This window comes from Azonexus sp. GW821-FHT04F04 (genome assembly GCF_059420025.1).
Window position 1 is genome coordinate 11,927 of sequence record NZ_JBWKSX010000003.1, and the last position, 14,708, is coordinate 26,634.

The 14,708-nt window shown below is 47.0% G+C and carries 18 protein-coding genes; 7 read left to right on the forward strand and 11 right to left on the reverse strand.

All coding sequences use genetic code 11. The features are described from left to right. Positions 1-7 precede the first annotated feature (7 nt). Positions 8-3,190, reverse strand: a complete 3,183-nt coding sequence (locus AC07TV_RS07445; protein WP_494647767.1) for an AAA family ATPase — start codon at positions 3,188-3,190, stop codon at positions 8-10. Between the two features lie 5 nt (positions 3,191-3,195). Then, on the reverse strand, positions 3,196-3,459 hold the full coding sequence (locus AC07TV_RS07450) for a hypothetical protein (RefSeq protein ID WP_494647768.1): 264 nt from the start codon (positions 3,457-3,459) through the stop codon (positions 3,196-3,198). Positions 3,460-3,841: 382 nt separating this feature from the next. Here AC07TV_RS07450 and AC07TV_RS07455 point away from each other — a divergent pair, with 382 nt between their 5' ends. From AC07TV_RS07455 to AC07TV_RS07465, 3 genes are all read left to right on the forward strand, one after another. Beyond that, positions 3,842-4,495, forward strand: coding sequence for a hypothetical protein (locus AC07TV_RS07455; protein ID WP_494647769.1), 654 nt, complete (start codon positions 3,842-3,844; stop codon positions 4,493-4,495). Positions 4,496-4,598: 103 nt separating this feature from the next. After that, complete coding sequence (locus AC07TV_RS07460; RefSeq protein WP_494647770.1) at positions 4,599-4,967, forward strand: hypothetical protein; 369 nt, start codon at positions 4,599-4,601, stop codon at positions 4,965-4,967. Positions 4,968-5,182: 215 nt separating this feature from the next. After that, on the forward strand, positions 5,183-5,749 hold the full coding sequence (locus AC07TV_RS07465; protein ID WP_494647771.1) for a hypothetical protein: 567 nt from the start codon (positions 5,183-5,185) through the stop codon (positions 5,747-5,749). 44 nt (positions 5,750-5,793) lie between these two features. Here AC07TV_RS07465 and AC07TV_RS07470 read toward each other — a convergent pair whose 3' ends face one another. Together AC07TV_RS07470 and AC07TV_RS07475 are read right to left on the reverse strand one after the other, a co-directional pair. Next, positions 5,794-6,624, reverse strand: coding sequence for a hypothetical protein (locus AC07TV_RS07470; protein WP_494647772.1), 831 nt, complete (start codon positions 6,622-6,624; stop codon positions 5,794-5,796). Positions 6,625-6,704: 80 nt separating this feature from the next. After that, a complete protein-coding gene (locus tag AC07TV_RS07475; protein WP_494647773.1) occupies positions 6,705-7,493 on the reverse strand; it encodes a hypothetical protein in 789 nt (262 codons plus the stop codon). Between the two features lie 128 nt (positions 7,494-7,621). Here AC07TV_RS07475 and AC07TV_RS07480 point away from each other — a divergent pair, with 128 nt between their 5' ends. The 3 genes from AC07TV_RS07480 to AC07TV_RS07490 all read left to right on the forward strand — a co-directional run bounded on the left by AC07TV_RS07480 (position 7,622) and on the right by AC07TV_RS07490 (position 8,813). After that, the gene (locus AC07TV_RS07480) at positions 7,622-7,903 is read left to right on the forward strand and encodes an integration host factor subunit beta (protein ID WP_494647774.1); all 282 of its coding nucleotides are present in this window, start codon (positions 7,622-7,624) and stop codon (positions 7,901-7,903) included. A gap of 92 nt (positions 7,904-7,995) precedes the next feature. After that, positions 7,996-8,229 (forward strand): hypothetical protein, encoded by a 234-nt coding sequence (locus AC07TV_RS07485; protein ID WP_494647775.1) that lies wholly within the window; start codon positions 7,996-7,998, stop codon positions 8,227-8,229. An 11-nt stretch (positions 8,230-8,240) separates the two neighbouring features. Beyond that, complete coding sequence (locus AC07TV_RS07490) at positions 8,241-8,813, forward strand: HD domain-containing protein (protein WP_494647776.1); 573 nt, start codon at positions 8,241-8,243, stop codon at positions 8,811-8,813. 302 nt (positions 8,814-9,115) lie between these two features. Here AC07TV_RS07490 and AC07TV_RS07495 read toward each other — a convergent pair whose 3' ends face one another. The 5 genes from AC07TV_RS07495 to AC07TV_RS07515 all read right to left on the reverse strand — a co-directional run bounded on the left by AC07TV_RS07495 (position 9,116) and on the right by AC07TV_RS07515 (position 12,467). After that, a complete protein-coding gene (locus tag AC07TV_RS07495; RefSeq protein ID WP_494647777.1) occupies positions 9,116-10,978 on the reverse strand; it encodes a primase-helicase family protein in 1,863 nt (620 codons plus the stop codon). Positions 10,979-11,041: 63 nt separating this feature from the next. Further along, positions 11,042-11,215 carry a hypothetical protein gene (locus AC07TV_RS07500; RefSeq protein WP_494647778.1) on the reverse strand — a complete coding sequence of 58 codons (174 nt, stop codon included), beginning with the start codon at positions 11,213-11,215 and terminating at the stop codon, positions 11,042-11,044. A gap of 139 nt (positions 11,216-11,354) precedes the next feature. Beyond that, on the reverse strand, positions 11,355-11,753 hold the full coding sequence (locus AC07TV_RS07505; RefSeq protein WP_494647779.1) for a hypothetical protein: 399 nt from the start codon (positions 11,751-11,753) through the stop codon (positions 11,355-11,357). 20 nt (positions 11,754-11,773) lie between these two features. Beyond that, the gene (locus tag AC07TV_RS07510) at positions 11,774-12,139 is read right to left on the reverse strand and encodes a hypothetical protein (RefSeq protein ID WP_494647780.1); all 366 of its coding nucleotides are present in this window, start codon (positions 12,137-12,139) and stop codon (positions 11,774-11,776) included. Between the two features lie 37 nt (positions 12,140-12,176). Next, entirely contained in the window at positions 12,177-12,467 is a 291-nt protein-coding gene (locus AC07TV_RS07515; protein ID WP_494647781.1) for a hypothetical protein, read from the reverse strand. 110 nt (positions 12,468-12,577) lie between these two features. On the opposite strand from AC07TV_RS07515, the gene AC07TV_RS07520 reads away from it, so the two are divergent. Next, positions 12,578-13,435 (forward strand): hypothetical protein, encoded by an 858-nt coding sequence (locus tag AC07TV_RS07520; protein WP_494647782.1) that lies wholly within the window; start codon positions 12,578-12,580, stop codon positions 13,433-13,435. A gap of 23 nt (positions 13,436-13,458) precedes the next feature. Here the strand turns inward: AC07TV_RS07520 and AC07TV_RS07525 are convergent, their stop codons facing one another. Both AC07TV_RS07525 and AC07TV_RS07530 read right to left on the reverse strand, forming a co-directional pair. Next, positions 13,459-13,911 (reverse strand): hypothetical protein, encoded by a 453-nt coding sequence (locus AC07TV_RS07525; protein ID WP_494647783.1) that lies wholly within the window; start codon positions 13,909-13,911, stop codon positions 13,459-13,461. A gap of 55 nt (positions 13,912-13,966) precedes the next feature. Then, positions 13,967-14,626: a hypothetical protein gene (locus tag AC07TV_RS07530; RefSeq protein ID WP_494647784.1), complete on the reverse strand. Its 660-nt coding sequence runs from the start codon at positions 14,624-14,626 to the stop codon at positions 13,967-13,969. Positions 14,627-14,708 lie beyond the last annotated feature (82 nt).

Genomic DNA, 14,708 nt, shown 5'->3' on the forward strand with positions numbered 1-14,708 from the left:
CTTTTTATTATCTGTGCATGGTGGATCGTGTCTGTTGTTGTGCCTGCTGCATGGCAAGCTGCTTCAACCGGACTGATTGTTGAGCCTGAAGGTTGTTCTGCACCAATTGGGCTTTGACACCATCGGGAATCTTGGGGGGCTGGGTGTTCGCACGACGAATTTGCTCAACTCGTGCCATCTTCAAGGCTTCGTAGGTGTTGCGGGCTTTGCCATCCAAGATTTCGTAATCGTGGCTGGTCTTTTTGAAATTGGTCTTCGCCATCGCTTCCACAATGCTGGTTAGGCGATCCAAGGGATGGGGGGCATGCCCGGTCGTCGCTTTCCAGTGCTGGTCCAGAAAGCTTCGGGTCCAGGTGAAGGACTCCAAGGTTTCACTGGGTAGGTCCAGATTTTTTTCACGAGCAATCCACTGGGCAACTTTCTTCATGGATGCCGTGGGGGCTTTGCCGTCCAGCTTGCTTTCCATATGGCTGACCATGTCTTCGCTGAGATACAGCTTCAATTCGTGACGGTGGCGAGAACAGGCGACATAGGCATGGTGCAGGCTGTTGGTGTTGCTGGATACGAAGTAAAAGGACTGATTTTTAGTCTGTCCCTGACTTTTATGCACTGTGACTGCGTAGGCATGGCGTAGGGCATGGGATTTTCCGAGATCCAGCACGGTTTCCCTGCCATCATCCATCTTGAGCTTGATCGCTTTTGGCTGGCCGGTGAGTTTGCTCAAGAAAATCTCACTGACTTCCCCCGTATCGCTGTTGTTGAGTTGCTGGGTGTCGGCATCGTCGGATTTCTGGTTTTTGGTGAAAACCACACGATCACCCATGGAAAACGCTCGTTCCTGCTTATCCTTGCACTGAACCACGACTTCTTGCTCAGGCAATTGTCCCGACTGCTTGAGCTGGGTTCGTACAGCCAGATTGATGCGCTCAATGTCGTCGTTGGTGGTGGCCAAGATGATTTTGTCTTTGGCGGAGCTGGTCGCAGCTAGATAGTCATTGACGATCAGGGCAAGTCGCTGCTCGTCAGACGGGGTGATGATGACCTTGCCGTTTTCGTAAAGAGTACGAATTGCCTGATGGGCTCGGCCACTGGCGAAGTCTTCCACCATCTCGCGTTGCCACTGATCCACCTGTCGGTTGATCTCACGAACCGGGGTCGTGACGAAATCCTGGTTGAGCTTGGAAAAGTTGCCGCCAAATCCCACACTTTGAAGCTGTTCCTTCTCGCCGACGAGTACCAGCTTCGCACCTGCATTATTTATATGCTGGATCACACGGTAGAAGGTGTTGGTGTCGGCCATCCCAGCTTCATCCCAGAAAAGAACGGACTGACGATCCAGTTTCAACTTCCCTTCGTCCAGCAGACGTATCAGTTTGGTGGTGTTGTGAAATTCTCTTGAGCCCATGCCTGTGGATTTGGCCAGACCCTTACTTGCCGTTGAACTGGTGGAAGTCCCGAAGACCTTGAAGCCATGAGCCACATAGAACTCACGGGCCGCCTTCAACAAGGTGGATTTACCGGCACCGGCTCTACCAGCCACATTACAAACAGCCCCTGGTTCGGTCAGGATCATCTGCACGGCTTCACGCTGACCTAGTGCAAATTTGAATTTTCGGTCGGGACTGGACTGCTGACGCTCGTAGTCCAGAATGAAACGGGCCACCTGATCACGGTCAAACCTGAATCCCTGTTCCTGCTCACGCGCCTTCAGGCTGGATGAGATGTAGGTGTCCTTGGCAATCGTGGATCGGTGCAGAAAACGGGCTTCGCGCATGAATCGCAGTTGCATGGACTGACGGTGGTTGGGATCGGTGATCGTGTCGTTCAATAAGGGCTTGAAGTAGTCCATCTGCTCCTTGCTCATGGACAGCACGCAATCCTGTTCAAAAATTCGGGTGGCTTCTCGTTCGGCTTGCTCGCCGCTCATGCTGGGCAACAGTTGTTTCTGGATGTGGGCCAGATATTGGCTCTCGGTCATCGCCACATCCTTGTGATGGCGAAGAAAGGTCTCTTCCATGACTTCTGCCGTCAGCGGCGGCTGGGGTTTGTGGGTCGCTTTGACACGGGATAATTCCTGCTTGAACTGGGTCGGTGTCCAGCCCATGCGCTGAAATTCCTGATGCCACATGGCTTTCAGTTGAGCCGGTGACTTGTCAGTTTTCTCGTCACGGGAAGTTAGACGGGCAAGCTCTTCAGCCTGGTAGCCGGATTTCCCCGAAGCTTTCAACGCCTTCTGCATCTCTTGTTCGCGGGTAGATCGCCAGTCACGGACCTGGGCAGGGATCATGGATTTGGGCAAGTCAAAGGAAACCGTTTTTCGTTCCTGCTCCTGAAGAAACTCGTTGGCTACGTCCTCATCGTGCTTGACGGAATCGAAGACAAAGCCGAATTCTCGTTCCAGACCTTCCTTCATGTGGCGCATGAAAATGGCGTCCAGTGCCGAAGCATTAGCCCCGATCTCATCCGTGCATAGGCTGTAGAGCTTGCCGTCGTAACCACGGGCAACATTTAGCAGATCAAAGTGGAAGTGCAGAAAGGGACTCTCTGAGCGCGAGTCAATATGGAAGAAGGGGATACCCAAGATTTCGGCAGCACACTGGTAGTCGGTGCCATCCTGACCTTTGCGGATACGGGCCAGATTGAGCATTTCAGGGACAACAGCCTGCCTGAAAACGTCGTTGCAAAGCTGGCTGAAGCGTTTTTCAATGCTGGGGTCTTCGGTAGCCAGCAACGCCATCGCCGTTGAAAGTCGTTCGCCAAAGCAAAAGATGAACTCTGTTCCCAGTCGGTTCTTTTGCTCGCCCTTGGCAGGGTAACGATAGCTGCCGTCAGGATTGATCGGGGTGGCCGTCTTCCTGAACTGCACCATTTTTCCCCTTGGGGTGTCCTGTGCCTGACTGAACAACGCCGATGATTCGGACATGGGACACCAGCCGTTGGACAAGTCCTTCCATAGCTCAGGGCTGAGAAATTTACCGTCTAGTCCCAAGCTCTGCGCCAGATCACCCAATAGCTTTGGGTTGTAGGGATTGTCGGCCAGAAACTCGGCAAATCGGGGATCATTCAAGTCATGAGATTGCTCGTCGGGAAACTGCTCGGCAATCGAAGCCCATAACGACGTGCTGTTGTAGTTCAGTTGCTTCTCGTGATACTCCAGATTGGTCATGGAAGCATAGTTACGCAACATCATGACGGTTACTCCGTGCTCATGCTCTGAACGATAAAGTACAAGTCTTCAATCCCTGAACTGAGCTTGGTAATTTCGTTTTTTACCGCAACCAACTCATCCTTCAAGTCATCGAAGGCTTCTGCCTGATCCCTGTTCTTCTCGTATTCACGAAGGGCGATTCGCCAAGCTTCGCTTTTATTTTTTGTCTGGTGATCTTTCATCACAAGGTCAAGAAGCTTCGCATCTTCTTCAAAAACCTTGATGCCATCCATGCGTAAGTGTTCTTTCATTTGTTCTTCCTTTTTGATTCAAGGTAACAAACGAAGTTGCAATGTCAAGGTTTAATCTGACAAGCGGAACAGAATGATTATCCAAGCTCGTTTTTATTAGCTTGAAGGCACTTAACGCATCAAGATACATTTTAATGTGATAGGTGCTTATGAACTGAAAAACAGTAAAAAACAGAAAAGACAACAGAGAAAAGACAACGGAAGACAAAATGTGAAATAACAAGAAAAATCAATACGTGTCACCAAACAACCAGCTAACACAAGATGAACAACGAAAAACAAACAAAACACAATGAGAAAACAAAAACAAGACAAAATCACTTGATTTTATGACAAAAATTTCTTACTTCAATTTATGACACAAGAGCAATGGGAGATTGTCATGGATATACAAGGAGTTTTGAGCCAAGCTATCGTGCAGGCTGAACATGAAGCAGTGGGTACAACCAGCAAGACAAGACTGATCGATGTCTTCAGGGAAAACTACGATGATTGGAATGGTCGTCTATTTCCTGCCTGGAAGAAGGTTGGCAAAGTTTGCCATCAAGAATTGAGCTTGCTGCTCAATCAAGTGGGGTTCAGCACGGTCAATCCAGCGATGGTCAGTCGTTACATGAAGCTGGTCAGGGATGAGCGAAAGAATGTGGCTCAGTCAGCGACACAACGAAAAACGGTGATCAGCAGTTCCCCCGCCAAACTGGCTGGGGTGGTCGCGGAAAAGGTGATCGCTGCCGACTGGTCAGTGCAAGATTGGTTAGGCGATGAACCGGATTGGCGAAGCCTATGTGGTCCTGGTGCAACTCGCCCCAAAGTGCCAGAAGACTGGAGTAGACACTGGGAAAATGTCTGGCGTTGGCTCTATCGTCTGGCTGACGACCACGATTTGAATGCATTTGAGCGTACCAACTATGCGGGCTTCAAAAAAATCAGTGGCAGTATCGGTGATCTCTGGCTGGACTTGAGCAAGGTTCGTCGGTTGATGAACATGGCTGGAATGTCGGTTGATCCCAAGGGCGTTGGATGCCCAGGATGCTGAAAATTATCGTCGCAGCAGCCCGTAAGCCGTTGCTCAACGGTTTTGGCTTTAACGGTAAAATCACCTTGGCATTATCACATCATCTAAATGAACTGCGATTGACATGGCAACTCTCGAAGAAGACCAGCACAAGACTAAGGTTTGCATAACTCTGATCTATGAGCTTGTTACCGATTCAACATTTACGATTCGCTACCCAGATTTTTCAGCGGAATGTCGCCGTCGCTTGGGGGCAGGTTGGAGCTTGATGACAATAATGCAATGGCTGACTGGCAAAAGGGCCGTTGCAGCTATCAATGCCCTATCTGGTAGATTCGAATTATCTGGGCTGAAAGGTCAAGCACTCATAGGCTTTCATGATATGGCTATCGATTTTTGTCGTGAGCATGATGCGAGTGCTGCTGCGACAGCGGATGGGGATCGCATGTCCGTCTTGAGCATGTATCGCAATAAATTTCAATCGATTCACTAATACTCGTCGCCGCCTGAGTTTTCATGGTCGTTTAATGACAACAGGCAATAAAGCTGGTGCGACATTCACTTGCTGGGGTAAAATTTTGGCAGGCTAGGTCGAAGCCTGCTGCCCACCTTGGCAAACCCGAATAGGACGATCAGCACTTCGCATATTTTGAGATTCCATATCATGGGGTCGGCAGTGGGCACCGTGTTCCATGCTGGAGATCTCAAATGGCAAATCTTTACATCATCACTTCCAAGACACTTAGCCAACTCAAGCAGAAGGCTCGTGATTTGAAAAAGTCAGCGGGAATTCCGCACCATGAAGCTCTTGAGCAAGTTGCCAAAGGCATCGGGCTACCCAACTGGCACAAAGTAGCCGAGTCAGCGGAAGCGACAGCACAGACAGAAAAAGCTTACCTGTCAGGTCTCATTATTGCCTTCGATATGAAGGATGCTGGGAGTTTTGACCCCGCGAATACCTTTGTTGAAGATCTTCAGGCATTAGAGTTCTGCGAAAAAGACCTGTTGGCTTCCTATCGGAAAGCTTGTGAAGATGAAGGCGAACCCGCTACCGAAGAGGAAGTTGAAGAGTATCGGCATTTTGAGTTGGGAAACCATGCCTTTTTTCGCTATGTTGGCAAAGATCGGCCCCAATCTGTCCGCGAAGCTTTGGATATGGTTAATGCCCAATCGTTTTGGCCCCCGTTTTATGTCTGGTTGAACGGTAAGTTTCACGAAACCTACTTTGAGAACGCTACTAACGAAGACGGAGAAGTGGTTGGCGTCAGGTTTTAGGAATTCATTTTAGATAAGCGGCGATGTCTATACCTCAAAAGTTGTTAGTTCTCGCTCAGTACCTGTAGCTTCCAAAGAAGTGCCTTCACAAGTCTGGGGGCACCTTTGTATCCATCGTATCCCTCGTGTTCCGTGACCGATTTCATTGCTTGAAGAAGCATGTAAGCCGGTCCGTCACCTTCAAAAAGATACGGATCAATCTTTTTCATGTCTATGGTGACAGTCCGTCCCCCATCTTCCATCGCCTGACAGATTGAATCTAAAGCATCGGTCCAATACCTTTGCTCTCCCCACCAGATCGTCTGATTTTCTGAACGGACTTTGTTGTTGTCGGGAATACTTGTCGGGGGGAGCGGAAAGGTCGGGTTTTCAGGAGATATGACTGAAGCTATACCATCCCATTGAAGATTATCTTTATCCGCAATCCATATCGGCAAAGTCTGTAGATCTTCAGGGTTGCCTTTCATGTTCTCCCACCAAAGTGTGGGTATCCAGTCGCCTTGCTCAAGGAAGCCTACAAGTTCAGTGAGCCAGCCTGCATATGCCCAATCTCTTTCCTTGCCTTGGCTTGCGATGTCAGGAAAGCGCTCAATGAATTTCTGCGCCAGTGTCCGGGCGTCATCGTTAGCGGTATCCTTCCAGCCGAAATAGTCTCCAGCCCCTGTGATGGCAACATCTTTCCCAGTCAGTTGGCTGTTGGGGATGACGGCTCCGTTTCGTTCTGAAAAACAACGCTTTGGGGCTATCGCCAATCTGAACCCAAGGGGATTTAGATATGGCATCCCACGCAGTCCCTGATAGCCCAAGCGGTGTAGTTCAGAAAGCATTCGTATGGATCGTTGTGCTCGCCGTATCCAGTCAATTTTTGATTTCATAGCACTTCTGTTCCTGCTGAGAGTGATGGATTATCAAGAACTTTAACTCATGCCAACTGACTAGTCAGCCAGTCTGACGCTCATTGATTCAAGAAAAGTGTTTCCACAGCCTGACTGACACTGGGAATGAACCTGTTCATGATGAACTGGTCGCCCCTATCCTGTGCCAGAAAGTCACTATCGCCAGGGAAGTAGGAGCCGTCAGACTGCTTGCGTTCTGCTCTGGGGGTGAAAACTTCTCGTAGGGTATTGTTTTTAAGCAAATCAAAGATTCTGGCGCTCAAGGTCTGCTCAAGGATGAAGTGGGGTTCATGACCGAACTGTTTAAGTATGCCGTCAATGGCGGTCTGGGCATTGTTTTCTGTCGCCTTGATAAATCCCGCATTGATGGCAAGAATGAACTTGGCCCCATGGGGGAAGGTTTCTCTCAAGCTCTTGTACGATGTGATGCTTTTCTGATCCTTGATGGGACAAACGAAAATTACTTCTGCCTCAGCAAAGTCCAGAAAATCAATGAAGTCTTGTGGGCTACCCATGCAGGTTGCCAACTGATGTGTGGCATTGGCAGGTAAATCAAATACAAGGTAGTTGGAATCTGTCCCAAGGCTGCTCGCCACCTTGGATTTTTCTTCTGGATTAGCAATGTCCAGAAAGGCAACCCCCTTGGCAGCATCTTGCAAATGTAAAGGCTTCAATGCCCCGTTACTGTTCTTCTGCCCATATCGTTCATATAAGCCTTGAAAGTTACGGTCACACACATAACCATCTACTTTTTCAGTCATTCGCAATGTTTCAAGAATTACTGATGCAACTAATGTCTTTCCAATATTGCCTGCATCGGAGGCTACGATAACTACTTTCTTCTTCATGTCTCTTCCTTCTTTGTTTTGTATGATAGATCTACAAAAAAGAAAGTGAAAAATCAATAGATGGATGAATAAATAAAACAATGGAAAGTAGAATTTTCAAGATTGGTCTTATTCGTTAAAATCATGGAATGACTCGATCAGAACTCATTGCACGCTTGGCAGAACGATTTCCCCAGTTGATCCAGAAAGATGCTGATGCCTGTGTCGCTGAAATTCTCACAGCGATTGGCGATAGCCTGAAGGCTGGAAATCGTGTCGAAATCCGTGGTTTTGGTTCGTTTTCCTTGAACTATCGGCCTGCCCGAATGGCGAGAAACCCCAAGACGGGCGAAAAGGTTGCCGTAGCTGGGAAGTTCGTTCCGCACTTCAAGGCAGGTAAGGAACTACGGGAGCTTGTGGATCGCTCGTGAATTTGCCCTAATTCATGCTCACTGGCTCAACATATGAGCTTTTCGGATGTCATACTTCCTTCCGAACATTGGCAACACTAGGAGCATATTTGATGACCGCCACGATCCTGCTTGCCGCAGCATCCTGTTTGATGATTACCAGTCCTGACCAACGTGCCTACTGCAAAGCTTTGGAGTCTGGAAGGCAAACGGATTGCACCGCCATTGCCGATTACGCCTTGAGAACACGATGCAAGGTTGAACTCGGCGGCGAACAAGCTAATTGCTACACCATTTCGGATGCCGAGCAACGAGCACTCTGCTTGGCCAAAGCAAAAAAGAGCTGAAAGGAGACCTGATGCTTACTGAAAAATTCTCTATTGCGGTCAGTATGGCGGCGACTGCCCACGCTAAGCAGGTTCGAAAGGGAAGCAATACACCCTACATCGCACACCCGCTGGGGGTTGCCTCGTTGGTATTGGAATTTGGTGGCGATGAAGAGCAAGCGATTGCTGGACTGCTGCATGATGTTATCGAAGATGGTGGCCCACAATTCATCGAACCGATTCGTGAGCAATTTGGGGAAAGGGTCTTGTCCATGGTCGAAGCATGTACCGATGGCATTCCCGATGAAAACGGGGTGAAAGGTCCTTGGCGGTATCGTAAGGAAAAGTATCTAGATCACCTTGGGACAACCGCTTCCGATGCTTTGCTTGTCTCTGCTGCCGACAAACTCTATAACGCTAGGGCCATTCTGGATGATTTGCTAGATCCTGCCGTTGGTCAGACGGTTTTTGAACGTTTTTCGGCGAGCAAGGACCAAACGCTCTGGTATTACCGTGAATTGGGCAGGATCTTCAGTGAGCGCCAGAGTCCTGTTGCGCGTCGGCTGAATGCAACGGTTCAAGAAATTGAACGATTGGCGTCTTGAAAATTGCTTAGTTGCAGTTCAGCTTCCCGTTGTTCGTTGTTTTTGAACGTACAAGGGCATCCCCCCGTTCAGGAATAGGAAGCGCGAGATACCAGTTGGGGAGATTTGGTAGTGTGCATTCTGCAACGGCACGATCAAAGACCTGCCTAAGCTCAAGAAGCTGTGCAGTCGTGAATTTCAACTGATAACGCGGTTGCCAATCGTCCATGCGAAAAGAATACATGCAGGATGGATGAATTACAACTGTGTAGGCGTATCGGGGTAGGCACCATGCAAAAGAGACTCCGAAGAGTCTCTTGAGCTTAGTGGGTTGTGCTTTCTTTCCAGAAGGCCAACTTCTTCTTCAATGGTGGTGCGGCATAGTCCTTGTCCAAAATATCGTCTGTCCAGCAGTGTTCGGATTCCTGGCTGGGAGCCTTCCAGGCCAATGGGTCGTCGTAGAAGTCGTCGGCGAAGGGATCGCACTCGTTGTATGCCTTGCTGATGCTCGGAGTGTTTGGCTCTGCTTGAGCGGCTGGGGGCTGAACGACAGGCTCTTCCACCTTCATGGGCATGGTGAATGAAATCGGTTTGATATTGAGCTCTTCCAATACCTTTTTGTCCTTTTCAGGTAATGCCTTGGATGGCTGTGTCACCAAGGTAAGTAAATCGGATTCTGGGGGACTGGTCTGATCTGGTTCGCTTGCACCTGGTCTGGTCAGACTGAAGAAATCACTGACCTTGATATGCTGGGCAAAGCGCTTACGGGCTTCGGCAAGCTTCGGAAACTTGAAATAGCGGCCAATCGCCTTGTTCTTCCACTCGGTGTAGCTGTCTGGGAACTGAAAAATCTGCTGCACCTTGGCGTTGAAATTCTGCTGGTTGAAGCCCACGATATTTCGGCCCGCCGTATTGTGGAAGGACTGGAAGTGTTCAAAGAGTTCGCGGCGGGGAATGGTGAGCTCCTGGTCTTCCATCTTTTCGGTTTGATAGCGTTTGTCTTCGGGGATCGGATCAATCGCCCCGGCCAGAATGTTGAAGATGAAGCTTTCCACAGGGTCTAGGTTCTGCGCCTTGATCAAGTTCTTGGCGTCCGTTTCAATGGAAATCGTGGGCTCGAAATTGGTGTAATCCACTTCGTTCTGGAAGAAATGCACCAAAGCGTTGGCGCCGCCGTTGTTGAGCCAGTCATAGTAGGTTTTGAAGTATGACTTGTAGCCGATCAACTTGTTACTGCATGTAAAAGCGTTGTGGCGACGGTCGCTATCTTCGATTCGGACTGGGTTGTCGTTGTTGCTAGTAAAAATGTGGAATGAATAATTCTGGATTTCCACAGATGTGATGTTCTTGATACGGCTCTTGCGTGTGATGCCGGTGATCAAAGGCTTCATCTGCTCGTTGGTCTTCTTGTCGCCGGAGAAAATGGATTCTTCGTGCAGAAAATACTTGGTGTGGTGATACTCGTGGTTGAACCCAGTCAAAAGCTCGTCCAGATTATCCACAACTGCCGTATGGCTGGGGCACATCGCACGTAAGGTCTCGGAAAGGGTGGTCTTGCCTGAACCCTGCTTGCCCTGAAGGATGATCGTTGTATCGGTTCGGATATGGGGATACTTCACAGTGAAGCCGATCAACTTGATGATATGGGCTTTCTGCTCTGGTGTGCCTTCAATCAGATTGTCAATGTGGTTCAGAAAAGGGGTTACATCCCCCTTGATGGGTTCCACAAACCCTGTCCAGAAATTGAATACGCTGGCATCGTCAAACTTTGGGTTAGGGTCAAACACCGTGCGCTTGTAGCTGGTGCAGATGTCACTACGGGTTTCAAGCCAGTAGTCCGCAAACCAGATCTTGTCTTGGTAAGTGGTTTTTTGATACTGCTTGTCAATCTTGAAGTGTGACTTGATCTTTGACTTGCGGAACTCATTTTGTGAAAAATATGAGTAAGTAAAGTCATTGACAAAGGTTTCACTACGGTCGTTGTTGGTGATTGAACGTTTTTGAACGATGGGTGAGATCACCACGGACTTTCCACCCATATCTTCAATGAAGAAGTAATTAGAAAATTCGTGACAGTATTGAAGCATAAGCTGCTTATCCTGAATGGATGAACAAGCATTGTAAGTTTCGTCGTTTTTTAAAATGCTTTGGTAATTGACATTTACCTTTCTTTTGATTAGAGTCATAAGGAACCTTTCTTGTTGTTTGTTTTTTCATAGATGCGACTTTGGTGAGTCGCATTCTTGTTTTTACTTCATTGTGAATGCTTCATTGTTTCTAAACTCTTCTGCTTTCCCTTGAAGAAAATTTCGGGTTAGTGCCTGCCAGTTCACGCCGGCTTGTCTCAGCTCACGAATATCATTCATTAGCTTGTCATCAATTACGACATTGAAGAAGTTGTGTTTTTTTGATTCTTTGATCATTTGATGCCTCCTGTGGTTTATCTGTACATAACAAAATATTTCTTATTGTCAAGATTGAAAATATTGTCAATGAATTAGTCGAATTTTCCCCTGCTTCCCCTGACACCAAAGTCTTTACCCAAGTGTCTTGTGTAGCTTTTTAGGTGTAAAAGCTATTCCGTTTCATTGATTCAATAAACTTTGCCTTCTTGTGTTCAGGATCAATCAATCTGAGTGTTACCCAAAACTTCAAATCACCAAAATGAAATGATTCAATTTCTATTTGAGCTACATTGCTTATTTCTGTATCCTTTTCAGCTAAGGTATAGTCAATCGCATAATCCACTGCATCACAAAGTTCTTTGCCAAAGACAGTGTTGGTCCAGGTTGTGATTTCTAAAAGCTCTTCCGTAGAGCATTCCTTGTAGAATTCTTTAATGGTTTTGCATTCAAATCCTTCTGAGATTTTTTTCCATATGTCGGAATAGATCTGTGATGCATAAGCCTTAGCTAAAAATTCGTTTGATTTGTTGCGATAAAAGTTGATTGCGTTTTGCATGGTGATTCCTTTCTTTGTTGTTAAATTTTGATAACTTGGTCATACATCTGGCTGAGATTTTCTAAATACCTGTCGTGCTCTTCTTTGTAGTCCCCCACAGACTGCACAAAGGTTTCAATATCTGAGCGAGACTTGAAGCTCTCTACAACGGCTGTCAATCGCTCTTCCATCTTGTCAATGTGCAAGTCAAGATCACCGTAGTAGCCCCACATAAGCGCCACAAGGTCAAGGAAGTGAAACCAATGGCTTTCTGGGGTTTCATGCTCATGTAAAATGCACTCCTGATAGACCATAAAGCTCGTAAGGATTGACCCCTTGATTTGATTATTACTCAAATTGCTCATGCCTTTGTTGAGTGCCTTGCCAAGTTCGTTTCTTTTCTTCATCGTTTCTCCTTCTTTAGGTAAGTTGTTGTATTTTTGTTTATACGGTTGCACACACAGTGGTAATAAGTGGATCATTCCTGGTAAAGTCTTTTCGCGCATTGGGGAAGAATTGGTTTGGAAGAAGTGAAACCATCTGAATCTTTTCCAAGCTCATGAGCTTCCAGCCATATTCATCAGTGCAGCTTGTGCCACCTGTTTGAAATCCACGAACATACTCATTGCCATTTGCTGCGGTGCCGACAATGTGTGGTTCAATGATTCGTGGCAACCCTTTGTACACAACAACAAGCATTTGCTTGTTTTTGATTGCATCTATTATTGTTTTCATTTTGTTTCCTTTCGTTTGTTATTAAAGTGTGTGTATTTTGAACTTCTTGTTTTTTATTCGTTGAACCCAAAATCAGAATTGGGTAGTTGACAGGTAAGCGGAATTGTGGTATGAGCGAAAATCCAGACATTGATGATGAAATTGATGAGCCTGATGAGCCACGGCGTCTGCGTGGGAAGGCATGGGTAAAGGCGTGTCTAGCCGCTCTCGGCACAGACAAGCTGTCCGTCTTGGATATTCGGTTGAGTGTTGTGAATACGCCCAGCTTGTGGGGGATGTATCAGAGCGGTAAGCGGCGTCCCATGCCGGGGACGGTTACCGTTGTTGGCCAAAAGTTGCCTGGTACAGCAGAAGTTTGGCTATCCCCAATATGGGATGTGCTTAATGATGATGCTGCGGCATGCGGAAGCCATGTAGATAAGCTTCTTGAGCGATTCACGAAGACTGAACCTTGGATGTTGCTTCATCACAAAGCAATTTCAACGATGACACTGCATGACAAGTGTCAGGCGCTGCTAGAGATCGTTATTCCTAGGCACTACTTAAAACTTCCGGACCTTGATGAAGACTTTCTTCGGGAACTTGACCCTGACTTTGAAAATCGACCATTTCACTATCGTCAGTTTTCGGAGATCTGTGATGACGAAGATAAAAATATTATTTCTCAATCCTATCGGCAAGCCAAAGCTAAATCTAAAATCATCGACGAATCTGTTGATGAAGTTCTTAAAATTTTAGCTAGTCTTAAAAGTGAGAAACACAAACCAAGACCTAGTAATTCAAAAAATCGTGCAGACTTGCTAAACAAAGACTACGTTTGCGGAGTTGCTGCATTGGTTTGCCTTTGTAATGAAAGCAAAGATCAGCGTTTAAGAAAAGCACCTGCTTATTTGAAGCAAGGTATCGTTGAAGCAGTGAAGGATAACTATGGTCTTGAAGTGGCTGATTATTTTATGACTTCACTTTGATCCTGGTCATAGGTGAATTTCTGCTAATTACCGTTCGCTACATTGATGATGTCCTGCATGGGCACCTTCTCATAGCAGTCATTCCAGTGGCTGGCGAAGATGTTGATGAGCATGATCAGCGGGGTATCCAAGGTAAAAACTTCATTGACCCAAAGCGGATCGTTCTCGTATTGGTAGCTCTCAACCGTGTAGGTCAGGGCGTATTTACCTTGGCTGTCGTCAATCACCAGATAGCCAAATTCACGCATGTGGCAACCCAGTTCCTTGAGTTGTTTGGTGAAGGTCAGGATGTTGTCTATGGCTTGCTGCGTGTCTGCTCGTTCAAAGGCCTGACCAAAGGCATCCAGAATTTGTTGGCTGCTTGAAAAATAGAATTCGCCTTGCTCAACCAAAGCACGGGCGATCTCTTGTCCAAGAGCAGTGTTCGGGCTGGCATAAATGCCTGATTGATCCAGTTTGCTCGGTCGTCCGTGCATGTCGTACTCGCGTTAAAAAGCCCACCGAAGTGGGCTGGGTTGAAATCAATTTAGATCAAGCTTTAGCGGGAATTTTTTCTGGATGATTTTCCACGTATTTCTTCACTTTTGTGTCAAACCAATTCACCCAGTCATTGATAAGTTTCTTGCCGTCATCTGATTTTAAAAACTCTGCATTTTCGGCGTTTTTTTCTTGGAGCTTCATCAGCTTCTCTTTGGTGCTACCTGGTTTCATGAAGAAAGCTAGGTGGCTCTCATTGGGAGTCTGGGGGAGATTGCTATCTTGGCGAATCAGTGCAGAACGCAAACCGCCAACCGATTCAAAGGTAAAAACGACAGGACCAGTTTTCTGTTTTCTGGTTTTCCCATTATCGTCACTTTTGGTTGTGTCGACATCATCGTTCTGGTCAGATTTTATGATGCCAAAACGCGCTGCGGCCAATTTTAGGTCATTTTTTGTGTAAGCCTGATTTTCAATCAGTGAGATCAATGAAACCTTTTCCATCTGAATCAATGTAACAATATCTTTAACCTTCTTAATCTGATTGGCTTCCCATTCAGATTTCTCTGCGGTTAGTGAAACAAGCTTGTCTAATTCTTCTTTGCTCAAGCCATCGGAAACTCTTTTTCCTAGTGCCGCTAGTTCAGCCTGTTTTGGGAAAGTCATCTCTTTACCTTTCAAAGTTGTTGAAGCATTTGATTCAACGAAGCTCATCAGGTGTTTCGTTGATCTGTATGGATCATAGCATCAAGAATGGCTGCGTCAATGCTCGCTAGACATGGATCAAAGCTTTTTT